This window comes from Streptomyces sp. NPDC090022, from assembly GCF_044748145.1.
In the GTDB taxonomy this organism is placed as follows: Bacteria; Actinomycetota; Actinomycetes; order Streptomycetales; family Streptomycetaceae; genus Streptomyces.
Genome location: NZ_JBIVFN010000004.1, coordinates 239,060 through 260,814, shown reverse-complemented (window position 1 = coordinate 260,814; position 21,755 = coordinate 239,060). Strand labels below are relative to the sequence as shown.

At 74.9% G+C, this 21,755-nt stretch carries 24 protein-coding genes and 1 pseudogene; 16 read left to right on the top strand and 9 right to left on the bottom strand.

Going from position 1 to position 21,755, the window contains the following annotated elements:
* The 5 genes from ACIPXB_RS11610 to hisF are packed head-to-tail and all read left to right on the top strand — an operon-like array spanning position 1 to position 2,723.
* Complete coding sequence (locus ACIPXB_RS11610) at positions 1–168, top strand: hypothetical protein (protein ID WP_401447688.1); 168 nt, start codon at positions 1–3, stop codon at positions 166–168.
* Complete coding sequence (gene hisH, locus ACIPXB_RS11605) at positions 165–815, top strand: imidazole glycerol phosphate synthase subunit HisH (RefSeq protein ID WP_401447686.1); 651 nt, start codon at positions 165–167, stop codon at positions 813–815. Before ACIPXB_RS11610 ends, hisH begins: the two co-directional genes overlap by 4 nt.
* On the top strand, positions 815–1,552 hold the full coding sequence (priA, locus tag ACIPXB_RS11600; protein ID WP_401447684.1) for a bifunctional 1-(5-phosphoribosyl)-5-((5-phosphoribosylamino)methylideneamino)imidazole-4-carboxamide isomerase/phosphoribosylanthranilate isomerase PriA: 738 nt from the start codon (positions 815–817) through the stop codon (positions 1,550–1,552). Before hisH ends, priA begins: the two co-directional genes overlap by 1 nt.
* A complete protein-coding gene (locus ACIPXB_RS11595; RefSeq protein WP_401447681.1) occupies positions 1,549–1,971 on the top strand; it encodes a RidA family protein in 423 nt (140 codons plus the stop codon). The genes priA and ACIPXB_RS11595 overlap by 4 nt, the downstream gene beginning before the upstream one ends.
* A complete protein-coding gene (gene hisF / locus ACIPXB_RS11590; RefSeq protein ID WP_401447679.1) occupies positions 1,968–2,723 on the top strand; it encodes an imidazole glycerol phosphate synthase subunit HisF in 756 nt (251 codons plus the stop codon). Before ACIPXB_RS11595 ends, hisF begins: the two co-directional genes overlap by 4 nt.
* Before the next feature lie 62 nt (positions 2,724–2,785).
* Here the strand turns inward: hisF and ACIPXB_RS11585 are convergent, their stop codons facing one another.
* From ACIPXB_RS11585 to ACIPXB_RS11575, 3 genes are all read right to left on the bottom strand, one after another.
* Positions 2,786–3,142 (bottom strand): hypothetical protein, encoded by a 357-nt coding sequence (locus ACIPXB_RS11585; protein ID WP_401447676.1) that lies wholly within the window; start codon positions 3,140–3,142, stop codon positions 2,786–2,788.
* Positions 3,139–3,654, bottom strand: coding sequence for a DUF6232 family protein (locus ACIPXB_RS11580; RefSeq protein WP_401447674.1), 516 nt, complete (start codon positions 3,652–3,654; stop codon positions 3,139–3,141). The genes ACIPXB_RS11585 and ACIPXB_RS11580 overlap by 4 nt, the downstream gene beginning before the upstream one ends.
* Before the next feature lie 231 nt (positions 3,655–3,885).
* Positions 3,886–4,518, bottom strand: coding sequence for a TIGR03085 family metal-binding protein (locus ACIPXB_RS11575; RefSeq protein ID WP_401447672.1), 633 nt, complete (start codon positions 4,516–4,518; stop codon positions 3,886–3,888).
* Positions 4,519–4,611: 93 nt separating this feature from the next.
* Between ACIPXB_RS11575 and hisI the strand changes: the two genes are divergently transcribed.
* The 11 genes from hisI (at position 4,612) to lgt (ending at position 13,655) form a co-directional block, all read left to right on the top strand.
* Positions 4,612–4,986, top strand: a complete 375-nt coding sequence (hisI, locus tag ACIPXB_RS11570; RefSeq protein ID WP_401447670.1) for a phosphoribosyl-AMP cyclohydrolase — start codon at positions 4,612–4,614, stop codon at positions 4,984–4,986.
* 15 nt (positions 4,987–5,001) lie between these two features.
* Positions 5,002–6,495, top strand: a complete 1,494-nt coding sequence (locus tag ACIPXB_RS11565; protein ID WP_401447667.1) for an anthranilate synthase component I — start codon at positions 5,002–5,004, stop codon at positions 6,493–6,495.
* A 62-nt stretch (positions 6,496–6,557) separates the two neighbouring features.
* Positions 6,558–7,193 (top strand): TIGR02234 family membrane protein, encoded by a 636-nt coding sequence (locus ACIPXB_RS11560; protein ID WP_401447664.1) that lies wholly within the window; start codon positions 6,558–6,560, stop codon positions 7,191–7,193.
* A 79-nt stretch (positions 7,194–7,272) separates the two neighbouring features.
* Positions 7,273–7,512 carry an HGxxPAAW family protein gene (locus tag ACIPXB_RS11555; RefSeq protein ID WP_401447662.1) on the top strand — a complete coding sequence of 80 codons (240 nt, stop codon included), beginning with the start codon at positions 7,273–7,275 and terminating at the stop codon, positions 7,510–7,512.
* 71 nt (positions 7,513–7,583) lie between these two features.
* Positions 7,584–8,123: a DUF2752 domain-containing protein gene (locus ACIPXB_RS11550; RefSeq protein WP_401447660.1), complete on the top strand. Its 540-nt coding sequence runs from the start codon at positions 7,584–7,586 to the stop codon at positions 8,121–8,123.
* 239 nt (positions 8,124–8,362) lie between these two features.
* The gene (gene trpC / locus ACIPXB_RS11545) at positions 8,363–9,172 is read left to right on the top strand and encodes an indole-3-glycerol phosphate synthase TrpC (RefSeq protein WP_401447658.1); all 810 of its coding nucleotides are present in this window, start codon (positions 8,363–8,365) and stop codon (positions 9,170–9,172) included.
* Positions 9,173–9,222: 50 nt separating this feature from the next.
* Positions 9,223–9,423, top strand: coding sequence for a tryptophan biosynthesis modulator TrpM (gene trpM, locus ACIPXB_RS11540; protein WP_401448270.1), 201 nt, complete (start codon positions 9,223–9,225; stop codon positions 9,421–9,423).
* A gap of 199 nt (positions 9,424–9,622) precedes the next feature.
* Positions 9,623–10,870, top strand: coding sequence for a tryptophan synthase subunit beta (gene trpB / locus ACIPXB_RS11535; RefSeq protein ID WP_401447655.1), 1,248 nt, complete (start codon positions 9,623–9,625; stop codon positions 10,868–10,870).
* Positions 10,867–11,682 (top strand): tryptophan synthase subunit alpha, encoded by an 816-nt coding sequence (trpA, locus tag ACIPXB_RS11530; protein WP_401447652.1) that lies wholly within the window; start codon positions 10,867–10,869, stop codon positions 11,680–11,682. Before trpB ends, trpA begins: the two co-directional genes overlap by 4 nt.
* Positions 11,683–11,778: 96 nt before the next feature.
* Positions 11,779–12,582: a thioredoxin domain-containing protein gene (locus ACIPXB_RS11525; RefSeq protein ID WP_401447650.1), complete on the top strand. Its 804-nt coding sequence runs from the start codon at positions 11,779–11,781 to the stop codon at positions 12,580–12,582.
* Positions 12,583–12,650: 68 nt separating this feature from the next.
* Positions 12,651–13,655, top strand: coding sequence for a prolipoprotein diacylglyceryl transferase (gene lgt, locus ACIPXB_RS11520; RefSeq protein WP_401447647.1), 1,005 nt, complete (start codon positions 12,651–12,653; stop codon positions 13,653–13,655).
* A 148-nt stretch (positions 13,656–13,803) separates the two neighbouring features.
* Here the strand turns inward: lgt and ACIPXB_RS11515 are convergent, their stop codons facing one another.
* The 6 genes and pseudogenes from ACIPXB_RS11515 to ACIPXB_RS11490 all read right to left on the bottom strand — a co-directional run bounded on the left by ACIPXB_RS11515 (position 13,804) and on the right by ACIPXB_RS11490 (position 21,375).
* A complete protein-coding gene (locus ACIPXB_RS11515; RefSeq protein ID WP_401447645.1) occupies positions 13,804–14,619 on the bottom strand; it encodes an HpcH/HpaI aldolase/citrate lyase family protein in 816 nt (271 codons plus the stop codon).
* Positions 14,616–15,959, bottom strand: coding sequence for a CaiB/BaiF CoA transferase family protein (locus tag ACIPXB_RS11510; protein WP_401447643.1), 1,344 nt, complete (start codon positions 15,957–15,959; stop codon positions 14,616–14,618). Before ACIPXB_RS11510 ends, ACIPXB_RS11515 begins: the two co-directional genes overlap by 4 nt.
* Before the next feature lie 236 nt (positions 15,960–16,195).
* Positions 16,196–17,080: pseudogene (gene rbsK / locus ACIPXB_RS11505) on the bottom strand (ribokinase); the annotation flags it as partial.
* Positions 17,077–18,639 carry an ADP-ribosylglycohydrolase family protein gene (locus tag ACIPXB_RS11500; protein WP_401448268.1) on the bottom strand — a complete coding sequence of 521 codons (1,563 nt, stop codon included), beginning with the start codon at positions 18,637–18,639 and terminating at the stop codon, positions 17,077–17,079. The pseudogene rbsK and the gene ACIPXB_RS11500, both read right to left, overlap by 4 nt.
* Before the next feature lie 227 nt (positions 18,640–18,866).
* The gene (locus tag ACIPXB_RS11495; protein ID WP_401447640.1) at positions 18,867–20,063 is read right to left on the bottom strand and encodes an ADP-ribosylglycohydrolase family protein; all 1,197 of its coding nucleotides are present in this window, start codon (positions 20,061–20,063) and stop codon (positions 18,867–18,869) included.
* A gap of 7 nt (positions 20,064–20,070) precedes the next feature.
* The gene (locus ACIPXB_RS11490) at positions 20,071–21,375 is read right to left on the bottom strand and encodes an ADP-ribosylglycohydrolase family protein (protein ID WP_401448266.1); all 1,305 of its coding nucleotides are present in this window, start codon (positions 21,373–21,375) and stop codon (positions 20,071–20,073) included.
* Positions 21,376–21,755 lie beyond the last annotated feature (380 nt).

Below are 21,755 nucleotides of genomic sequence, written 5' to 3'. Positions count from 1 at the left end.
GTGAACGGCCTCTCCACCGTCCTCATCGTCGTCGGCCTCTTCCTGGCCGGCGGCGTCTACTCCTTCCAGAAGCAGCAGATGCCCAAGTCGGTCGTCGTGCTGCTCGCCATCGGCTCCGCGATGTGTCTGGTCGCCGGAGTCCTGCGGATCCAAGGAATCTGGGAATGAGCACAGCCGGTCCCACCAAGAAGGTCGTCGTCTTCGACTACGGCTTCGGCAACGTCCGCTCCGCCGAGCGCGCCCTCGCGCGCGTCGGCGCGGACGTCGAGATCACCCGCGACTACGACAAGGCCATGGACGCCGACGGACTCCTCGTCCCCGGCGTCGGCGCCTTCTCCGCGTGCATGCAGGGCCTCAAGGACGCCCGCGGCGACTGGATCATCGGCCGCCGGCTCTCCGGCGGCCGCCCGGTCATGGGCATCTGCGTCGGCATGCAGATCCTCTTCGAGCGCGGCATCGAGCACGGCGTCGAGACCGAAGGCCTCGACGAGTGGCCCGGCACGGTCGGCCCGCTCAAGGCACCGGTCGTCCCCCACATGGGCTGGAACACCGTCGAGGCCCCGGCCGACAGCCAGGCCTTCGCCGGCCTCGACGCCGACGCCCGGTTCTACTTCGTGCACTCCTACGCGGCCCACGACTGGAGCCTGGAGGTCACCAACCCGGTGATCCGCGCCCCCCGGGTCACCTGGGCCACCCACGGCGAACGCTTCGTCGCGGCGGTGGAGAACGGGGCCCTGTGGGCCACCCAGTTCCACCCCGAGAAGTCCGGCGACGCCGGCGCCCAGCTCCTCACCAACTGGATCGAGACCCTGTGATGACCGAGCCCGCAGCGAAGCTGGAACTCCTCCCCGCGGTCGACGTCCGCGACGGCCAGGCGGTCCGTCTCGTCCACGGCGAGTCCGGCAGCGAGACCTCGTACGGCTCCCCGCTCCAGGCCGCCCTGGCCTGGCAGGCGGCCGGCGCCGAGTGGCTCCACCTCGTCGACCTCGACGCCGCCTTCGGCACCGGCGACAACCGCGCGCTGGTCGCCGAGATCACCCGTGCCATGGACATCAAGGTCGAGCTGTCCGGCGGCATCCGCGACGACGCCACGCTCGCCGCGGCCCTGGCCACCGGCTGCACCCGCGTCAACCTCGGCACCGCCGCCCTGGAGACCCCCGAGTGGGCCGCCAAGGCCATCGCCGAGTACGGCGACCGGATCGCCATCGGCCTCGACGTCCGCGGCACCACGCTCAAGGGCCGCGGCTGGACCAGCGAGGGCGGCGACCTGTACGAGACCCTGGCCCGCCTGGACTCCGAGGGCTGCGCCCGCTACGTCGTCACCGACATCGGCCGCGACGGCACCCTCACCAGCCCCAACCTCGAACTCCTGCGCAACGTCTGCGCGGCCACCGACCGGCCCGTCGTCGCCTCCGGCGGCGTCTCCTCGCTGGACGACCTGCGGGCCCTGTCCGGCCTGGTCGGCGAGGGCGTCGAGGGCGCGATCGTCGGCAAGGCGCTGTACGCCAAGGCGTTCACCCTCCAGGAGGCGCTGGCGGTGGTCTCGGCATGAGCACGCCCGCCAGCACCCCCGCCGGCACGCCCGCCGGCACCCCCGACGTACGGCGGATCTCCTCGGGCGGCCCGTACGAGGACGCCATCGGCTACTCCCGCGCCGTGCAGCTCTCCAACGGCCTGGTCCTGGTCTCGGGCTGCACCGCGGGCGACGCCGGCGGCCCGTACGACCAGACCGTCACCGCCTTCGGCGTCGCCTTCACGGCGCTGGAGCAGGCCGGGCTCGGCCCCGAGCACGTGGTCCGCACCCGGATGTACCTCACGCACGCCCGGGACGTGGACGAGGTCGGCCGGGCCCACAAGGAACTGTTCGACGCGGTCCGGCCCGCCGCGTCCATGATCATCGTCTCCGGCTTCGTCGACCCGAGCATGGTCGTCGAGGTCGAGGTCGAGGCCTACCGAGGAGCAACGTCATGACCCTGGCCGTACGGGTGATCCCCTGCCTGGACGTCGACGCCGGCCGGGTCGTCAAGGGCGTCAACTTCCAGAACCTGCGGGACGCCGGCGATCCGGTGGAGATGGCGAAGCTGTACGACGCCGAGGGCGCCGACGAGCTGACGTTCCTGGACATCACCGCCTCCTCCGGCAACCGCGAGACCACCTACGACGTGGTGCGCCGCACCGCCGAGCAGGTCTTCATCCCGCTGACCGTCGGCGGCGGCGTCCGCACGGCCGACGACGTCGACAAGCTGCTGCGGGCGGGTGCGGACAAGGTGGGCGTGAACACCGCGGCCATCGCCCGCCCCGAGCTGATCCAGGAGATCGCCGAGCGCTTCGGCCGCCAGGTCCTGGTGCTCTCGGTCGACGCACGGCGCACCGCGTCCGGCTCCTTCGAGGTCACCACGCACGGCGGGCGCCAGGGCACCGGCATGGACGCGGTGGAGTGGGCGCACCGGGCCGCGGAGCTGGGCGCCGGCGAGATCCTGCTGAACTCGATGGACGCGGACGGCACGAAGGACGGCTACGACGTCGAGATGATCGCGGCGGTCCGCAAGCACGTGACCGTCCCCGTGATCGCCTCGGGCGGCGCGGGCCGCCTGGCCGACTTCGCCCCCGCGGTGGCGGCCGGGGCGGACGCGGTGCTGGCGGCGTCGGTGTTCCACTTCGGCGACCTGCGGATCTCCGAGGTCAAGTCGGCCCTGCGCGAAGCGGGCCACCCGGTCCGCTGACGGGCGGCGCGGCACGGCCCGGTGCGGCGGGACCGGGCCCGGCCCGCCCGCCCGCCCGCCCGTCAGGGCGTGCCCAGCAAGGCCCCGATCCGATTGACCAGCTCCAGGACCGGGGCCCCGAACGCGGCCGAGGTGGCCACCACCCCGGCCACGGCCCGCAGCGCGCGCCGGCGCTCGGGCAGCTGAACGCCGGGCGCGCTCAGGACGGGCAGGGCCCCGTCGAGGTCCTCCTGGTCCTCGGGCGCGATCCGGCCGCGGTGCTCCTCCAGCAGCCGCACCAGCTCGTCGATCGCCGCCCGCTGCTCGGCGGACAGCGCGTGGGAGACGTTCGGGGACTGGTTCTTCACGATGCCCGTGTTGCCGGTCCCCCCGATCATGTTGACCACGTCGCCGTTGTGGTGCACATCGCCGCTCGTCATGCCTTCGACACCCCCGTGTGTCCCGTGCCGCCGTTGATGTTGACGTTGTCCCCGATGTGGTAGTTCCGCGGGTTGACGGACAGCCGCTCGACGATCACGGAGAACTCCGCCTCCGGGTGCTCGATCGCGTGCACGATCCGTCCCACCAGGTGGCGCAGCTGCTCCGGCTCGGGCAGCGTCACCACCGCCGCGGCCGGCCCGTTGGTCTCCACGGACAGCGCGTACCGGGACGGTGCGGCGAGCTGCACGAACAGGTGGACCACGAGCCCGATCGCCACGACGACGGCGAGGCCCCACAGCACGTCGGCGTTGTCCTCGCGCGAGGAGGCGTACCCGCCCGAGTCCTCGTTGACGAGCTGCAGCACGACGAAGGCCACCGCCAGGCCGGCCAGTCGCTTCAGGAACGACGTGAACGCCCCCCACCGGTCCGGCTTGGCCACGAAGGTCTGCACCCGGGCAATGCTGTGGAGCGGATAGGCCGCTTCGCCCACCCACAGCAGCCGTCTGCTCACCCGCAGCTCCAGCCGGTCGCTGGAGTGGATCCGCGGCGGCACCGGCGGGGGCGGTGGCGGCCCCGGCGGCCCGGACGGCGGTGGTGGTGGCGGTGGTACGACCGGACCGGATGCCATGGAGCCCCCGTTACGCTCTCGACGCAGTGGACCGAGGCCCCATTAAGCAGCCCCGGCGGGGGCCGGGCAAGTGTTCGTTCAGGCCAAGCGACGGCAAGGATCCGGCCGGGTGCGCTACAGGCCCAGCTTCGCCGAGGTCAGTTTGGCCACCGCGTCCTGCGGGCCGTCGAGTTCCACAGCGGCAGCGTCCTGGCGTCCGAAGCAGAACAGCGTCAGCTCGCCCGGCTCGCCCGTCACCGTCACCACCGGCGTGCCCTTGCGCGCCACCGCCGTGCGCCCGTCGGGGCGGCGCAGGACCAGGCCGACCGGGGAGCGCCGCCCGGTCAGGCGGGCCAGCTTCTCCAGGCGGGACCACAGGGCGTCCGAGAAGACCGGGTCCAGCGCGCGCGGGCTCCAGTCCGGCTGCGCCCGGCGCACGTCCTCGGCGTGGACGAAGAACTCGACGGCGTTCGCCGCCTCGTCGATCTGCTTGAGCGCGTACAGCGACATCTTCGGCGGCCCCGTACGGATCAGCTCGATCAGCTCCTCGTACGGCTTGGCCGTGTACTCCGCCATCGCCTGGTCCAGACGGCCCTTGAGCACGTTCAGCAGCAGCCCGCCCGCCGCGTCCGGCCGCCGCTCGCGCACCACGACGTGCGCCGCCAGTTCCGTCGTCCGCCAGCCCTCGCACAACGTGGGAGCCTGGGGCCCGGCCCCCTCCAACAGGTCAGCCAGCAGCAGGCGTTCACGCTTCGCATGGGTCGACATGCCCGCAAGCCTACGGCCGGAACCCGCCGTACGCCCGCTCATCAGGCGGACAGTGTCCCGTACCCACCGCTCCCGCGCGGCACAATGGCCCGCATGAGTACGTCCCCGCGATCCAGCCACCTCGATCCCGCCATCGCCGCCCGCCTCAAGCGCTCCCCGGACGGCCTGGTGCCCGCCATCGCCCAGCAGTACGACACCGGTGAGGTGCTCATGCTCGGCTGGATGGACGACGAGGCCCTGCACCGCACGCTCACCACCGGCCGCTGCACCTACTGGTCGCGCAGCCGCCAGGAGTACTGGGTCAAGGGGGACACTTCCGGCCACTTCCAGCACGTGAAGTCCGTCGCCCTCGACTGCGACGCCGACACCGTGCTCGTGAAGGTCGACCAGGTCGGCGCGGCCTGCCACACCGGGGCCCGCACCTGCTTCGACGCCGACGTCCTTCCGCTCGCCGCCGACGCCGAATAGGTAAGGTCCCAACGCATGGATCTCGAGACGTTCCGCAAGCTCGCGGGTGACCGCCGTGTCATCCCCGTCAGCCGCAAGCTGCTGGCGGACGGGGACACCCCCGTCGGGCTCTACCGCAAGCTGGCCGCCGAACGCCCCGGCACCTTCCTGCTGGAGTCCGCCGAGAACGGGCGCTCCTGGTCCCGCTACTCCTTCGTCGGGGTACGGTCCGACGCCACCCTGACCGTCCGCGACGGCCAGGCGCACTGGATCGGCACCCCGCCCGTCGGCGTCCCGACCGCCGGCGACCCGCTCGACGCCCTGCGCGCCACCGTCGAGGCCCTGCACACCCCGCGCGATCTCGCCGCCGGCATGCCGCCCTTCACCGGCGGCATGGTCGGCTACCTCGGGTACGACATCGTGCGCCGCCTGGAGCGGATCGGCGAGCACGGCCGCGACGACCTCCAGCTGCCCGAGCTGACCATGCTGCTCACCTCCGACCTGGCGGTCCTCGACCACTGGGACGGCACGGTCCTGCTGATCGCCAACGCCATCAACCACAACGACCTCGACACCGGCGTCGACGAGGCCTACGCGGACGCGGTGGCCCGGCTCGACGCCATGGAGGCCGACCTCGCGCGGCCCGCCCCGTACACCCCGACCCCGCTGCCCGCCTCCGAGCTGCCGGAGTTCTCCGCGCTGTGGGGCGGCGAGAAGTACCAGGCGGCCGTCGAGGACATCAAGGAGCGCATCCGCGCCGGCGAGGCCTTCCAGGTCGTGCCCTCGCAGCGGTTCGAGACCCCCTGCGCGGCCTCGGCCCTGGACGTCTACCGGGTGCTGCGGGCCACCAACCCGTCCCCGTACATGTACCTCCTCCGCTTCGAGAACGGCTTCGACGTCGTCGGCTCCAGCCCCGAGGCACTGGTCAAGGTCGAGGACGGCCGGGCCATGGTGCACCCCATCGCCGGCACCCGGCACCGCGGCGCCACCCCGCAGGAGGACCAGGCGCTCGCCGAGGAGCTGATGGCCGACCCCAAGGAGCGCGCCGAGCACCTGATGCTCGTCGACCTCGGCCGCAACGACCTCGGCCGGGTCTGCGAGCCCGGTTCGGTCGAGGTCGTCGACTTCATGTCGATCGAGCGGTACTCGCACGTCATGCACATCGTCTCCACCGTGACGGGACGCGTGGCCGAGGGGAAGACCGCCTTCGACGTGCTCACCGCCTGCTTCCCCGCCGGGACCCTCTCCGGCGCCCCCAAGCCGCGCGCCATGCAGATCATCGAGGAGCTGGAGCCCTCCCGCCGCGGCCTGTACGGCGGCTGCGTCGGCTACCTCGACTTCGCCGGGGACTCCGACACCGCCATCGCCATCCGCACCGCGCTGCTGCGCGACGGGACGGCGTACGTGCAGGCCGGAGCCGGTGTCGTCGCGGACTCCCAGCCCGTCGCCGAGGACACCGAGTGCCGCAACAAGGCCGCCGCGGTGCTGCGGGCCGTCGGCGCCGCCAACCGTCTGCGCGACGCCCCCTAGGGAATGGCCCGGGCCCCCTAGGGGATGCCCCGGCTACCGCGCGGCCGGGGCCCCGGGGGATAGTGGGGTACGTGAGTGCCGTACCCCTGCCCCGAACCGAAGAGCCCTCCTCCGCGCGCGCCGGCCGGCGCAGCGTGGCCGTCGCCCTGCTGCTCGGCGCGCTCGGCGCCGCGGTCGTCCTGCTGGCCTCCGGCCGGACCTGGGCGCACGGCACCGCCGGGGTCGGCGGCGGCGCGCTGCCGCTGACGGCCGACGGCCGCGCGGTCACCGGTGTCCCGGCCGCGCTGGCGATCGTCGGCCTGGCGGCGCTGGTCGCCGTGTTCGCCGTACGCGGCAAGGGCCGGCTGCTGGTCGCCGCCCTGCTGGCGCTGAGCGGCCTGGGCGCCGCCCTGGCGGCCGTGGCCGGAGCCTTCGACCGGGAGGCGCTGGACGCGGCGGCCGCCCGTACGACCGCCGACACGGCGGCGACGGTGGCCGGCATCACCCATACGGCCTGGCCGTACGTCACGGCCACCGGCGCCGTGCTGATCCTGGCCGCCGGGCTGCTGGCCCTGCGCTTCGGGCGGGCCTGGCCCGCCATGGGCGGCCGTTACGAGCGGGCCGGCGGCCCGCGCGGCGGCAGGCCCGCGGTGGTGGACCCCGAGCGTCCGGAGGACCTGTGGAAGGCCCTCGACCGCGGCGAGGACCCGACCCGCTGATCCGTCCCGTCCCCGGGTACGGGACAATGGGCCCCGAGCGTCGACACAGCACGTTCGACAGAGCAACGAGGAGCTACTCATGGCGGGCAGCAGCCACGGACACACCCCGGCCGCCTGGACCGGTGTCACCATCGCCTTCATCGGTTTCTGCATCTCCGGTGCCTTCATGGTGCTGGCGAACCCGCTGGGGTTCTGGGCCGGCATGGTCGTCGTCGCCCTCGGTGGTGTCGTCGGCATGGCGATGAGGGCCGCGGGCATGGGCGCCAAGAAGCCCGCCCACGAGGACCTCGCCAAGGTCATCGCCGCCGCCAAGGCCTGACGGCGCGACGATCCCCGAAAGGCGCGGCCCGTCGGGCTGCGCCTTTTGTCATGAGCGGAGACAATCACCCGGTGGACGCCCCTCGCACGCCCCCGCCCGCGCGCCCCGCCGCGGCCGCCGTCCCCTCCGCACCTGACGTCCCCACCGTCCCCGTCGCCACTGTCGTCCCCGTCGCCCCCCACGTCCCCGCCGCGGCCGCCGTACGGCCGCCCTCGCGGGCCCGGCGGCTGGCCGCACCCGTCCTGACCCTGGCCACCGCGGTCGCGGCGTTCGCGTACGTCGCCCGGGTCGACCCGAACGAGCCCGGCCACTACCCCGTGTGCCCGCTCCTGGGGCTGACCGGGATCCTGTGCCCCGGCTGCGGCGGCCTGCGCAGCGCGCACGCGTTCGCCCACGGCGATCTGGCCACCGCCCTCGGGGCGAACGCCGTCGCGGTCCTCGGCTATGTCGTCTTCGCGGGCTTCACGCTGCTGTGGCTGGTACGTGCCCACCGGGGCGGGCCCACACCCCGCATCACCCTCACCCCGGTGTGGTGGTGGGTGACCGGGACGCTGGTCCTGGCCTTCGCGGTGGTCCGCAACCTGCCCTTCGGGTCCGCCCTCGCGCCCTGAGGCCGTGGCCCGGCCCGTCCCCGGCGGACCCGGGCGGAACCCCCGGGTCCGCGCGGAGCCTCGCGGCTCCCTCGTAGCTCCGTCGCAGGGGCCTCGCGGCGCCCTCGTAGGAAGCTCCGATTCCAGGTGTCCAGGTAATGGGACGTCGTCAACCGCGTGCGGAGCGCGAGGCCTCCTGCGGATACCATTTGATTGCTGACCTTGAACCAGCCCGACCGACCCGGAAGGGGGCCGCTCGCGTGAGTGTGCTCGACGAGATCATCGAAGGGGTCCGCGAAGACCTTGCCGAACGGCAGGCCCGCGTGAGCCTCGACGAGCTCAAGGAGCGTGCCGCCAAGGCGCCCCAGGCCAAGGACGGCGTCGCGGCCCTGCGGGGCGATGGCGTGAAGGTGATCTGCGAGGTCAAGCGCTCCAGCCCCTCCAAGGGTGCGCTGGCCGCGATCGCGGACCCGGCCGGGCTCGCCGCCGACTACGAGGCGGGCGGCGCGGCCGTCATCTCCGTCCTGACCGAGCAGCGCCGCTTCGGCGGTTCGCTCGCCGACCTGGAAGCAGTCCGTGCCCGGGTGGACATCCCCATCCTGCGCAAGGACTTCATCGTCACCGCGTACCAGCTGTGGGAGGCGCGTGCCTACGGCGCCGACCTCGCGCTGCTGATCGTCGCGGCCCTGGAGCAGGAGGCACTCGTCTCCCTCATCGAGCGGGCCCACTCCATCGGGCTCACGCCGCTCGTCGAGGTCCACGACGAGGAGGAGGTCGAGCGCGCGGTCGCCGCCGGAGCCAAGATCATCGGCGTCAACGCCCGCAACCTCAAGGACCTCAAGGTCGACCGCTCCACCTTCGAGCGGGTGGCCCCCGAGATCCCGGCCGGCATCGTGAAGGTCGCCGAGTCCGGCATCCGCGGTCCGCACGACCTCATCGCCTACGCCAACGAGGGCGCCGACGCCGTCCTCGTCGGAGAGTCCCTGGTCACCGGCCGTGACCCCAAGGCCGCGGTGGCCGACCTGGTCGCCGCCGGCGCCCACCCCGCCCTGCGGCACGGGCGGAGCTGAGCCACGCCGTGTCCGCCGTCCGCCGCGCAGGCCGCCGCAGCCGGGGTGCCGTGCACCCCGGTCCGGTCGGCGTGCCCGCGGCCGGCGGCACCCCGGCCCGCGACCCGCACGCCCCCCTGGCCCGCGGCTGCAAGCCGCGCGGCTGCCGGGCGCCGGCCCGCCGCGTGCTGGGCCGCCGGGTGCGGTACGTGATCGGCTCCGAACCCGGCCAGGTCAACGGCATGCGATGGCGCCGCGCAGGCGCGCCGTAGGCACGTCGCACCCCACGTCACGCGGAACCCGCGGGGCGTGACCCGCGGCAGTGCCCGGTCCCGCGTACCCCGGGCCGCCCGGCCCCGGACGCGGACCGCTCCGCCCGTGCACCGCCCGCGCCTCAGCGGGGCGCGACCGGCACGGGCCGACGGCGCAATACGGTGCAACCAACCGTCGCTTCCGTAGGAGTTACTGGCCATGTCCAGCGAGTTCTTCATTCCCGACCCGGAGGGTCGCGTCCCGAACGCCGAGGGCTACTTCGGCGACTTCGGCGGCAAGTTCATCCCCGAGGCGCTCGTCGCCGCCGTGGACGAGGTGGCCGTCGAGTACGAGAAGGCCAAGGGCGACCCGGCCTTCGCGGCCGAGCTGAACGGCCTCCTCGTCAACTACACGGGACGGCCCAGCGCCCTCACCGAGGTGCCGCGGTTCGCCGAGCACGCCGGCGGCGCGCGGATCTTCCTCAAGCGCGAGGACCTCAACCACACCGGCTCGCACAAGATCAACAACGTGCTGGGCCAGGCGCTGCTCACCAAGCGCATGGGCAAGACCCGGGTCATCGCCGAGACCGGCGCCGGGCAGCACGGCGTGGCCACCGCCACCGCCTGCGCCCTCTTCGGCCTCGACTGCACCGTCTACATGGGCGAGATCGACACCGAGCGCCAGGCCCTGAACGTGGCCCGGATGCGCATGCTGGGCGCCGAGGTCATCGCGGTGAAGTCCGGCTCGCGGACCCTGAAGGACGCCATCAACGAGGCGTTCCGCGACTGGGTCGCCAACGTGGACCGCACCCACTACCTCTTCGGCACGGTCGCCGGTCCCCACCCGTTCCCGGCGATGGTCCGCGACTTCCACCGCGTCATCGGCGTCGAGGCCCGCCGCCAGATCCTGGAGCGCGCCGGCCGGCTGCCGGACGCCGTCGCGGCCTGCGTCGGCGGCGGCTCCAACGCCATCGGCCTCTTCCACGCCTTCATCCCGGACGCCGACGTCCGCCTGGTCGGCTTCGAGCCCGCCGGGCACGGCGTGGAGACCGGCGAGCACGCGGCCACCCTGACCGCGGGCGAGCCGGGCATCCTGCACGGCTCCCGGTCGTACGTCCTGCAGGACGAGGAGGGCCAGATCACCGAGCCGTACTCGATCTCGGCGGGTCTGGACTACCCGGGCATCGGCCCGGAGCACGCCTTCCTCAAGGACAGCGGCCGCGGGGAGTACCGCGCGGTCACCGACGACGCGGCCATGCAGGCGCTGCGGCTGCTCTCGCGCACCGAGGGCATCATCCCGGCCATCGAGTCGGCGCACGCCCTCGCGGGCGCCCTCGACCTGGGCAAGGAGCTGGGCAAGGACGGTCTGCTGATCGTCAACCTGTCCGGCCGCGGCGACAAGGACATGGACACGGCGGCCCGCTACTTCGGGCTGTACGACGGCGCGGCCGAGGGGGAGTCGAAGTGACCACGGGCAACATCCAGCTGCTGAGCGACACCCTGGCCAAGGCGAAGTCCGAGGACCGCGCCGCCCTCGTCGCCTACCTCCCGGCCGGCTTCCCCACCGTCGACGGCGGCATCGAGGCGGTCAAGGCCGCCCTCGAGGGCGGCGCCGACATCGTCGAGGTCGGCCTGCCGCACTCCGACCCGGTCCTGGACGGCCCGGTCATCCAGACCGCCGACGACATCGCGCTGCGCGGCGGCGTGAGGATCGCCGACGTGATGCGGACCGTGCGCGAGGCGGTCGCCGCCACGGGCGCTCCGGTGCTCGTGATGACGTACTGGAACCCGATCGACCGGTACGGCGTCGAGCGGTTCACCGAGGAGCTGGCGGCCGCCGGCGGCGCCGGCTGCATCCTGCCCGACCTGCCGGTCCAGGAGTCCGCGCTGTGGCGCGAGCACGCCGAGAAGCACGGTCTGGCGACCGTCTTCGTGGTCGCTCCCAGCAGCAAGGACGAGCGCCTGGCGACCATCACCGCGGCGGGCAGCGGCTTCGTCTACGCCGCGTCGCTGATGGGCGTCACCGGCACCCGCGCCTCGGTCGGCGCCGAGGCCGCGGAACTCGTGACGCGCACCCGCCGCACGACCGAGCTCCCGGTGTGCGTCGGGCTCGGCGTCTCCAACGCCGAGCAGGCCCGGGAGGTCGCCGGCTTCGCGGACGGCGTGATCGTCGGCTCGGCCTTCGTCAAGCTGCTGCTGGACGCGCCGGACCTGCCGGCCGGGCTGGCCGCCGTACGGGCCCTGGCGGGCGACCTCGCCCGCGGCGTGCGCAGGAGCTGACGCACGGCTGTTCCCCCGGAGGGGTTCTGTAGCCCGATCGGGTGGTTGTGGGAGCGGGGAGGCACTGGGGTGCCTCCCCGCTTCGTTTGGCGGGACGTGAGCGAGAAGAACGACGGTGCGAACCGCGATGCGAAACGATCGGCCCGCGAGCGGCTCCAGGTGGAGCGCGAGCGGCAGAAGACCCGGGACAAGCGGCGGCGGACCCTGATCGTCGCGGGCGCGGTGGTCGGCGTACTGGGCCTGGCGGCCGTCGTCGGCGTGATCGCGGCCAACGCCGGCAAGGGCGGCGGCAAGGACGCGGCGGGCCCGGTCGTCGCCCCCTCCGGGGCCACCGGCAAGGACGCGCTCGCGATCCGGACGGGGAAGGACGAAGCGAAGTCCACGCTGGTGGTGTGGGAGGACTTCCGCTGCCCCGCCTGCAAGTCCTTCGAGGACGCCTACCGCACGACCATCCACGAGCTGGAGGCCAAGGGGCTGCTCAAGGTCGACTACCACCTGGTGACCCTGATCGACGGGAACATGGGCGGCAGCGGCTCGTTGCGGTCGGCCAACGCGGCGGCCTGCGCGCAGGACGCGGGGAAGTTCTCCGCGTACCACGACGTGCTGTTCATGAACCAGCCGGAGGAGATCGACGACGCCTACGGCAAGGACGCCCGGCTGCTGGAGCTCGCGGGCAAGGTGGAGGGGCTGGACACCCCGGCCTTCCGCGCGTGCGTGGCCGACGGCACGCACAAGAGCTGGGTGGGCAAGTCGCAGGAGGCCTTCCGGACCGGCAAGTTCCGTGGCACCCCGACGGTGCAGCTCAACGGCGCCGACATCTTCGGTGACCAGGCCGATCCGCTGACGCCGCAGAAACTCAAGGAGAAGGTGGAGGCCGCCGCCAAGGGCAGCGGCAGCTGACGTTCTGGTCACAGCTTGCCGGGCGGGTTGCGGTGCCCACCGCCCGGCAGGGTAGCGTCGGGTCTGCCATGGACCTTGCTTACATTCCCAGCCCGTCGACCGGCGTGATCCATCTCGGACCGATCCCGCTGCGCGGCTACGCGTTCTGCATCATCATCGGTGTCTTCATCGCCGTCTGGCTCGGCAACAGGCGCTGGATCGCGCGCGGCGGCAAGCCGGGCACGGTGGCGGACATCGCCGTGTGGGCGGTGCCGTTCGGCCTCGTCGGCGGTCGCCTCTACCACGTGGTCACCGACTACCAGCTGTACTTCGGCGAGGGCCGCAACTGGGTCGACGCCTTCAAGATCTGGGAGGGCGGCCTCGGTATCTGGGGCGCGATCGCGCTGGGCGCGGTCGGTGCCTGGATCGGCTGCCGCCGCCGCGGCATCCCGCTGCCGGCCTGGGCGGACGCCCTGGCCCCCGGCATCGCGCTGGCCCAGGCGGCGGGCCGCTGGGGCAACTGGTTCAACCAGGAGCTGTACGGCCGTGAGACCGACCTGCCGTGGGCGCTGGAGATCAGCGAGGGCCCGAACCGGGTCGCGGGCACCTACCACCCGACGTTCCTGTACGAGTCGCTGTGGTGCATCGGCGTCGCGCTGCTGGTGATCTGGGCGGACCGCCGCTTCAAGCTGGGTCACGGCCGGGCGTTCGCCCTGTACGTGGCGGGCTACTGCGCGGGCCGCGGCTGGATCGAGTACATGCGTGTGGACGAGGCCCACCACGTCCTGGGCCTCCGCCTGAACGTGTGGACGTCGATCGTGGTCTTCACGGCGGCGGTGGCGTACTTCGTCCTGTCGGCGAAGCTGCGGCCGGGCCGCGAGGAGATCGTGGAACCGGAACGGCCGGCGGACGGCGCGAAGCCGAAGGGTGACGCGGTCGCGACGTCGGAGGACGGCGCGAAGCCGAAGGGTGATGCCCCGGCGGCGGGCGGTGCCAAGGCCGACGGTGCGAAGGCGGGCGGTGCCAAGGCCGACGGTGCGAAGGCGGCCGGTGCCAAGGCCGACGGCGGGGCCGGGACGGCCAAGCAGCTCTGACCTGTCTCACGAGGTCTCGAGGTCTCACGCAGGGGGTGCCGCGACCACGCGGCACCCCCTGCGTCGTACCTGGCGGCGTACCCCGCGCCGTAGCCGGCGGTGCGCGCGGCGGTCGTGGGCGGTGTCCCGGCCGTGCCCTTTCCGCTCCTCAGTGCACGGGCGTGCGGTGGTGGAGGGACAGGGTGCGGTGGGCGGCCGCCACGACCGCCGGGTCGACGAAGCGGCCGTCCGGGAGGGCCACCGCTCCCGGGGTGCGGCGGGCCGCCGTGACGATCTCCTCGGCAGCCGTCACCTCCTCCGGACGCGGCAGGTAGGCCCGTTCGATCACCGGCAGCTGGCGCGGGTGGATCGCCGCCCGCCCCAGGAACCCCAGCGCCCGCCCCCGTGCGCAGGACACCTCCAGCGCCTCCAGGTCCCGGATGTCGGGGAACACGGACTGCGCCGGCGGTGCCAGCCCCGCCGCCCGCGCGGCCACGACCACCCGCGAGCGCGGCCAGTCCAGGCCCGCCTCGGCGCTCACCCCCAGGTCGGCCCGCAGGTCCGCCTCGCCCAGGGCCAGGCCGTGCAGGGCCGGGTGGGCGCGGGCGATGTCGTACGCGCGCTCCACCCCCAGCGCGCTCTCCAGCAGCGCGTACAGGGCGACCCCGCCCGAGCGGTCCGCCACCGTGGCGATCTGCCGCGGCTCGCTGATCTTGGGCAGCCGCAGCCCCGCCAGGCCGCGCAGCCCCGCCAGCGCGGTGAGGTCGGCGCCCGCCCAGGGCGACTCCAGGGCGTTGATCCGGACGTGGACGGGGACCGGCGTACGGGCGGTCAGCAGCTCGGCCGTGGCCGCGCGGGCGTACTCCTTGCGCGACGCCGGAACCGCGTCCTCCAGGTCCACGATGACCGCGTCGGCGCCCGCGCCCAGCGCCTTGGCGACCACCGCCGGGCGGTCCCCCGGGACGTACAGCCAGGTGAGGATCACAGCGCCCCCTCCCCGCGCAGGGCGGTGATCTCCGCCTCGGACAGTCCGAGTTCGGCGAGGACGGCGTGGGTGTCCGCGCCGTGCGGGCGGCCGGCCCAGCGGATCCCGCCGGGGGTCCCGGAGAGGCGGAAGAGGACGTTCTGCATCCGCAGCGGGCCCAGTTCCGGATCCTCGACCTCGGTGAGCGTGTCCAGGGCCGCGAACTGCGGATCGGCCATCACGTCCCGTACGTCGTAGACCTGCGCGACCGCCGCCTGCGCCTCCTCGAACGCCGCGGTCACCTCCTCCGCCTTGTGGCGGGCGATCCACGACCCGACCGCCTCGTCCACGACGTGCGCGTGGGCGGCCCGCCCGGAGCCGGTCGCGAACCACGGTTCGGCGATCAGCTCCGGCCGTCCCACCAGCCGCACCACGCGTTCGGCGATGGACTGCGCGGAGGCGGAGACCGCCAGCCAGCGCCCGTCGGCGGACCGGTAGGTGTTGCGCGGGGCGTTGTTGGCCGAACGGTTGCCGGTGCGGGGCTGGACGTAGCCGAGCTGGTCGTACCAGAGGGGCTGCGGGCCGAGGACGGTCAGGATCGGTTCGATGATCGCCAGGTCGACCACCTGGCCCTGCCCGGTGCGGTCGCGGCCGGCGAGGGCCGTCATGACGGCGTACGCGCAGGTCAGCGCGGCGATGGAGTCGGCGAGCCCGAACGGGGGGAGGGTCGGCGGTCCGTCCGGCTCCCCGGTGATCGCGGCGAACCCGCTCATCGCCTCGGCGAGGGTGCCGAAGCCGGGGCGGCGGGCGTACGGGCCGACCTGGCCGAAGGCGGTGACGCGGGCCAGGACCAGGCGGGGGTTGGCGGCGCTGAGCTCCGCCCAGCCCAGGCCCCACTTCTCCAGGGTGCCGGGGCGGAAGTTCTCGACGACCACGTCGGCGGTGGCGGCCAGCCGCAGCAGCGTGTCCCGGCCGCCGGGGGTGGACAGGTCCAGGGTCATGGTCCGCTTGTTGCGGCCGAGCAGCTTCCACCACAGGCCGACGCCGTCCTTGGCGGGGCCGTGCCCGCGGGAGGGGTCGGGCCGGTCCGGATGCTCGACCTTGATCACCTCGGCCCCGAAGTCGCCGAGCAGGGTCGCCGCCAGGGGGCCGGCGAAGAGGGTGGCGAGGTCGAGGACGCGGAGCCCGCGGAGCGGGCCGGGGGCGGTGGCGGTGGCGGTGGCGGTGTCGGGTGCGGTGCTGGGCGTGGTGCTGGGCGTGGTGTCGGGTGCGGTGCCGGGCCGGGCGTCGGGTGCGGCGTCGGGCGTGGCGCCGGGTGTGGGGCCGGACCGGGCGTCGGGCCGGGTGGTGGCAGCGCTCATGACGCCGACGCCCCGCCCGGCCCCTGGGCGCGCGCCGCCGGGCCGTGTCCGGGGGCCTGCTCCCGTGCCGGGCCGGGGCCGGGGGTGGGCTCCTGCGCCGGGCCCGGTCCGGAGACCGGATCCTGCGCCGGGCCGTGCGCGGAGGCGGGCGCCTGCGCCGGACCGTGTCCGGAGACCGGCTCCCGCGCCTCGCCGTCTCCGGCAGCGGGCTCCCGTCCCTCGGCTCGGGTCCGGGCGTAGGCGGCGTCCGTCTCGCGGCGCGCCGGCATCGAGTCCTGGGCGCCCGGGCGCTGGACCGACAGCGCCGCGGCCGCCGAGGCCCACGCCAGGGCCTCCGGCATCGCCCGGCCCTCGCCGAGGGCCACGGCCAGCGCCCCGACGAAGGTGTCCCCGGCGGCCGTGGTGTCCACGGCCCGTACGCGCGGCGCGGGCACGGTGACCGGCCGCCGGGCGCGGGCGGCGTACAGGGAACCGGCCGCACCGAGGGTGATGACCACCTCGGGCACCTGCCGCAGCAGCGCCTCGGCCGCCTGGTGCGGGTCGGTGAGTCCGGTCAGGGCGGCGGCCTCGTGCTCGTTGGGCACCAGCAGGTCGACGGCGGCGAGCAGCCCGGGCGGCAGCGGCTGGGCGGGTGCGGGGGTCAGGATCGTCCGTACGCCGTGCGCGCGGGCCGCGCGGGCGGCGTCGGTGACCACGCCCAGCGGGACCTCCAGCTGGAGCAGCAGCGCGTCGGCCGCGGCGATCCGGGTCTCGTCGCCGGCCTCCAGCGCGGTCAGGCGGCCGTTGGCCCCAGGGATCACGATGATCGCGTTGGCGCCCTCGTCGTCGACGGTGATGTGGGCGGTGCCGCTGGCGCCCTCGACGGTGCGCAGGGCGGCCGTCTCGACGCCGGCGGCCGCGAGCGCGGAGCGCAGCCGTACGCCGAACTCGTCGGCGCCGACCGCCCCGATCATGGTCACCTCGCCGCCCGCGCGGGCGGCAGCGACCGCCTGGTTGGCCCCCTTGCCGCCGGGGACGGTGCGGAACTCGCGGCCGGTCACGGTCTCCCCGAGGCGGGGGGCCTTGGGGACGTAGGCGACGAGGTCCATGTTGGTACTGCCGAGCACGGCGATGGCCGTCATGAGGGGGCTGCCTCCTGTGCGGTGAGGTGGGCGAGGGTGTCGAAGCCGATGCCGTCGAAGCCGGGGACGGTGGTGGCGAGCCGGTTCTTCAGCGGGGTGGTCCAGCGGGCGGGGAGGTTCTCCGGGGCCCCGGCGAGCAGCCCGGCGAGGGAACCGGCCGTGGCACCGTTGGAGTCGGTGTCCCAGCCGCCGGAGACGGCGCGGCAGACGGAGTGGGTGAAGTCGCCGTCGGCGTGGGTGAGGGCGGCGGCGATCAGGGCGGTGTTGGGGACCGCGTGGACCCAGTGGTAGTGCCCGTAGCGGTGGTGCAGGGCGTCGACGACGTGGTCGAACCCGGCCGGGGCGGGATCGGCCGCGGTGGCGGCACGGATGCCGTACGTCACGGCCTCGGCGAGGCGCGAGGCGGGCGGTACGACGGCCAGCCCGGCGCGCAGCGCGGCGTGCACGTCGGCGGTGCCGGTCGCCGCCCCGGCGAGGGCGGCGGCGGTGAACATGGCCGCGTACACACCGTTGGCGGTGTGCGTGAGGGTGGCGTCCCGGTAGGCCTGCGCCGCCGCGCGCCACGGGTGGCCGGGGTTGGTCCAGCCGTGCACGTCGGCGCGGATGAGGGCGCCGATCCACTCGCGGAAGGGGTTGTGGTGGGTGGCGGTGTGCGGTGGTTCCAGCCCGAGCAGCAGGTTGCGGTACGCGACGCGCTCGGCGGTGAACGTACGGCCGGCCGGCAGCTCGTCGAGCCAGAGGCGGGCGACGTCGGCGGTGCGGAAGTCCTTGCCGTGGCGCTGGAGGAGCAGGAGGTTCAGGAGGGGGTAGTTGAGGTCGTCGTCCTCGGGCATGCCGTCGATGTTCTCGGCGAGGGAGGTGGCGGCGGAACGGCGGTTCCAGGGGTGGGCGGCCAGGGTGGCGGCGGGGACGCCGCGGGCGGTGAACCAGTCGTCGAGCGGCCAGTTGCCGGTGGCGCGGGCGAGGGCCCGGATCCCGTCGAGGGACACCTTCTCGACGGGCTTGCCGAGCAGACACCCGACGGCCCGCCCGACCCAAGCGGCCTCCAACCGCCGCCGCAACCCTTCCCCCCGACGGCTCCCGCCCGGCCCCGTGCCGCCCGCCCGGCCTGGGGCGGGGGCACCTGAGCCCGTGGCCACGGGCTCGGCCGGGGTGCGGGCCGCCCCGTCGGGGGGCGGGGTGGGGGCGGCCGGTTCTGGTGGCGTGTGGGTTCCGTCGGGCTGAGTCCCGTGCGGGGCGCGGGCCGGGCCCGGTGGACCGGGGGCCGGGGGCCTGGCCCCGGTGACGGGCGGGGAGGGGGAGAACCCCTCCGCCCGGGTGCCGCACGCGGCCGCGATGGCGTCGAGCGCCAGCGGTTCGGCGTCCGACCAGGGGGAGGGGACGGCGTCCAGTTCGGTCAGCAGCCGCTCGGCCAGGGCCCGCAGGGCGGGCGGTGCCGGGACCGGTGAGGCCCCGGCCCGGTCGGGTGCGGGCTCACCGCCCGCGGCCAGCCACGCTCGGCGGTACGGCTCCGGATCACGGCCGTCCTCGGCGGCCTGGCGCAACTCGTGCCCGATCAGGTCCTCGGGCTGCGCCCACGTGAGCCGGACGGCCCCCTCCTCGCCGTGGGCACATGGCTCCGCCGGGTCCGGGTGGCCTCGGGCGGCGTCCGAATGCGTGGAGGCGGTGTCCGGTGCCGGCGCCGCGGGGGCGCCGTCCGGCGTGCCCCACGGGTGGGGCCGTCCCTCGGCCACATGGCCGGGGGCTGGGGTGGCCGGTGGGGACGGGGGTGTCCTGGGGTGGGGGGTCATCGGGGGGCCGTCAGGGTGGTGAAGGCCGATTCATGGGTGCGGCGGCGGGCGACGTCCCGGGTGAAGACCTCGCGCGCCACCTCCGCCATCGTGGCCGCCGGCGCGTACAGGTCCAGCCGGCTGGCCCCGGCCACCTGCTCCGACCACGTCGGCGGGACGGCCGCCGCCCCGCCCAGCGCGCCCGCCACCGCCCCCGCCATCGTCGCGATCGAGTCGCAGTCCCGGCCGTAGTTGACCGCTCCGAGGACCGCCGGTTCGTACGCCCCGTCCGCGATCAGGAGCATCCCGAGGGCGACCGGGAGCTCTTCGATCGCGTGCAGGCGGGACGGGCGGCGGGCGCCGAGCGAGGGGGCCCGGTAGTCCGGGCCGACCGTGTCGTACGGCGCCACCGCCGCCCGCAGCGGCACCACCGCCGCTTCGACGTCCCGCAGGCCGGCCGCCGCCTCCGCCACCGCCGCGATCGCCGCGCGCGTGCCGTCCTTGGCCAGGGCCAGCGCCGTGTCCACCACCGTGGTGGCGGTCGCGCCCGGCGCGCACGCGGCCGCCACCGCCGCCGCGAACACCCCGGCCGCCTCCCGTCCGTACGAGGACTGGTGCGCCCCCGCGATGTCCAGCGCCTCCGCGTACGCCGCCGCCGGGTTGCCCGCGTTGACGATGCCGACCGGTGCCATGTACATCGCCGCGCCGCAGTTGACGATGTTCCCGGCCCCCGCCTCGCGCGGGTCGACGTGCCCGTAGTGCAGCCGCGCCACGATCCACTTCTCGGCCAGGAAGATCCGCTGGAGGGGGAGGGCCTCGGCCTCCAGCTCCGGGATCCAGCGGGGAGTGGACATCAGGTCCGGGACCAGGTGGTCGGCGACGGCGTAGGCGTCGAGGTGGTCGCGTACGCGCGCGTAGACGCGGACCAGCGCGTGGGTCATCAGGGTGTCGTCGGTGACGTGCCCGTCGCCCTTGTGGTACGGCGCGATGGGGCGGGCGGTGCGCCAGTCCTCGTACCAGGGGCCGACGATGCCGTGCACCCGGCCGCCGTGCCGTTCCACGATCTGGTCCGGGGAGAAGCCCTCGACCGGCCCGCCGAGGGCGTCGCCGACGGCGGCACCGACGAGGCAGCCCGCCGCCCTGTCCTCCAGCGTGAGCGGGTGCGGGTGCGGGTGCGGGTGCGTCTGCGGGTGCGTGTGCTGCGCCAGCGTCATGTCCGAATCATCCCTTGGGTGAGGTGAGTTCCGTGCGAGCGAGGAGCCCGGCGAGTTCGACGAGGTCGGTGCCGGCGAGGCGGGGCAGGGCGCAGCCGGAGAGGGTCCGGCAGGCCTCGCGCCAGGCGGTGGGGAGGGAGTCGCCGCCGCCGAGTGCGCCGGTGAGCGCGCCGGCCAGGGCGGGGGCGGAGTCCGCGACGCGGGACAGACAGGCGGCGGCCGGGACCGCCTCGACGGCCTTGCCGCGGGCGGCGGTTGCGAGGGCGAGGGCGACGGGGACGGTCTCGGCGGCGGCGATGCCGTAGCTGTAGACGTGGTCGACGATCTCGTGCTCGAGGGTGGGGACGAGGCCGAACGCGCCCTCGGCGGGCGAACTGCGGGCCAGTTCGACGGCGTGGCGGGCGTTGCGGCCGATCTCGGTGGCGCCGGGCAGCTGGGCGAGGGCGGCGTCGACGGCGGTGTCGACGTCCGCGCCGCCGAGGGCGGCGGCGATGGCGGCGGCCATCGCGCGGGCGCCGTGGACGCCGTCGCCGTCCTGGGTGTAGCGGGCGTCGAACTCGGCGAGTTCGGCGGCGTGTTCGGGGGCGCCGGGGTGGACGACGGCCAGGACGGCGGCGCGGACGCAGGCGGCGTCGTCGAAGTAGTGGGGGTTGTCGTGGCCGGTGGCGGGCGGGCGCAGGCCGGTGGCGAGGTTGCCGAGGCCGGCCCGTACGGAGATCCGGGCGCGCAGGGGGAGGACGGCGGACTCGACCTCGGGCGCGCGTTCGGCGGCCGCGGCGACCTCGGAGGCGAGGGCGTTCCAGGCGAGGTCGATGGCGGCGCGCATGCGGCGCGACCGGGAGAGGTCGCTGAGCAGGACCCCGGCGGCGGTCAGAACGGACTCGGCGGCGAAGGCGGCCCATTCGGCGTCGTCGGAGGGGCCCAGGCGCAGGGGCTCGGGGGGCTGGTTGAGGGCGATGGGGACGGGGAGGGTGGTGGTGGCGTTCTGCTCGGCGAACGTGTCGAGCTCGCGGGTGAGGCGACGGGTCCACTCGGGCATCCGGCTGGCCCGGTGCCGGGCGGCGGGCCACCCGGCGGCGTCCCCGGCGGCGAGCCCGAGCAGCAGCCCTTCGATCCGCCGCGGGCCGGGCGTTGCGGCGGGGTACGCCGCGGGGACGGCCGTTCCCCTGGGCCCGGCCGCCCGCACGGCACCGGCCCCCCGCAGGCCGACGGGTAGGTCGACCCGCAGGCCGACCGACGCCGTGGCCGCCGACCCCAGCGGGGCCGGCTCCGGCACGCCGAGATACGGCGGTCTGTCCGCGAGGGGCGGCATGGCCGTGGCGGTGGCCGTGGCCGCCGGGACGCCCGCGGAGGCGCGGTCCGCCGCGACGGCCCGCCACGGCCACGCCGGGCCCTGGCCCGCGGGCGCCGGGTCCGGCGACGTGACCGGCGTACCGGACAAGGCCGGCCGCAGGCCGGCCGGCGCGCCCGGCATGACCCCCGGCGGCAAGGCCGGTGCGCCCGACGGGGCCGACGCGCCCGGTGTACCTGGCGGGGTCGACGCGCCTGGGGCCGACGTACCTGGCGGGGCCGAGGCGCCCGGCCTACCCGGCGCGCTCGGCGTACCCCGTGGGGCCGACGTACCCGACGCGCCTGGCGTACCTGACGCGCCCGGCGTGCCGCACGCGCCCGGTGTACCAGGCGGGGCCGACG

Excerpts from the sequence above, each read along its gene's own strand:
- hisH (WP_401447686.1), top strand. The coding sequence starts at position 165 with ATGAGCACAGCCGGTCCCACCAAGAAGGTCGTCGTCTTCGACTACGGC.
- priA (WP_401447684.1), top strand. The coding sequence starts at position 815 with ATGACCGAGCCCGCAGCGAAGCTGGAACTCCTCCCCGCGGTCGACGTC.
- ACIPXB_RS11595 (WP_401447681.1), top strand. The coding sequence starts at position 1,549 with ATGAGCACGCCCGCCAGCACCCCCGCCGGCACGCCCGCCGGCACCCCC.
- hisF (WP_401447679.1), top strand. The coding sequence starts at position 1,968 with ATGACCCTGGCCGTACGGGTGATCCCCTGCCTGGACGTCGACGCCGGC.
- ACIPXB_RS11585 (WP_401447676.1), bottom strand. The coding sequence starts at position 3,142 with ATGACGAGCGGCGATGTGCACCACAACGGCGACGTGGTCAACATGATC.
- ACIPXB_RS11575 (WP_401447672.1), bottom strand. The coding sequence starts at position 4,518 with ATGTCGACCCATGCGAAGCGTGAACGCCTGCTGCTGGCTGACCTGTTG.
- hisI (WP_401447670.1), top strand. The coding sequence starts at position 4,612 with ATGAGTACGTCCCCGCGATCCAGCCACCTCGATCCCGCCATCGCCGCC.
- ACIPXB_RS11565 (WP_401447667.1), top strand. The coding sequence starts at position 5,002 with ATGGATCTCGAGACGTTCCGCAAGCTCGCGGGTGACCGCCGTGTCATC.
- ACIPXB_RS11555 (WP_401447662.1), top strand. The coding sequence starts at position 7,273 with ATGGCGGGCAGCAGCCACGGACACACCCCGGCCGCCTGGACCGGTGTC.
- trpB (WP_401447655.1), top strand. The coding sequence starts at position 9,623 with ATGTCCAGCGAGTTCTTCATTCCCGACCCGGAGGGTCGCGTCCCGAAC.
- lgt (WP_401447647.1), top strand. The coding sequence starts at position 12,651 with ATGGACCTTGCTTACATTCCCAGCCCGTCGACCGGCGTGATCCATCTC.
- ACIPXB_RS11510 (WP_401447643.1), bottom strand. The coding sequence starts at position 15,959 with ATGAGCGCTGCCACCACCCGGCCCGACGCCCGGTCCGGCCCCACACCC.
- ACIPXB_RS11495 (WP_401447640.1), bottom strand. The coding sequence starts at position 20,063 with ATGACGCTGGCGCAGCACACGCACCCGCAGACGCACCCGCACCCGCAC.
- ACIPXB_RS11490 (WP_401448266.1), bottom strand. The coding sequence starts at position 21,375 with ATGCCGCCCCTCGCGGACAGACCGCCGTATCTCGGCGTGCCGGAGCCG.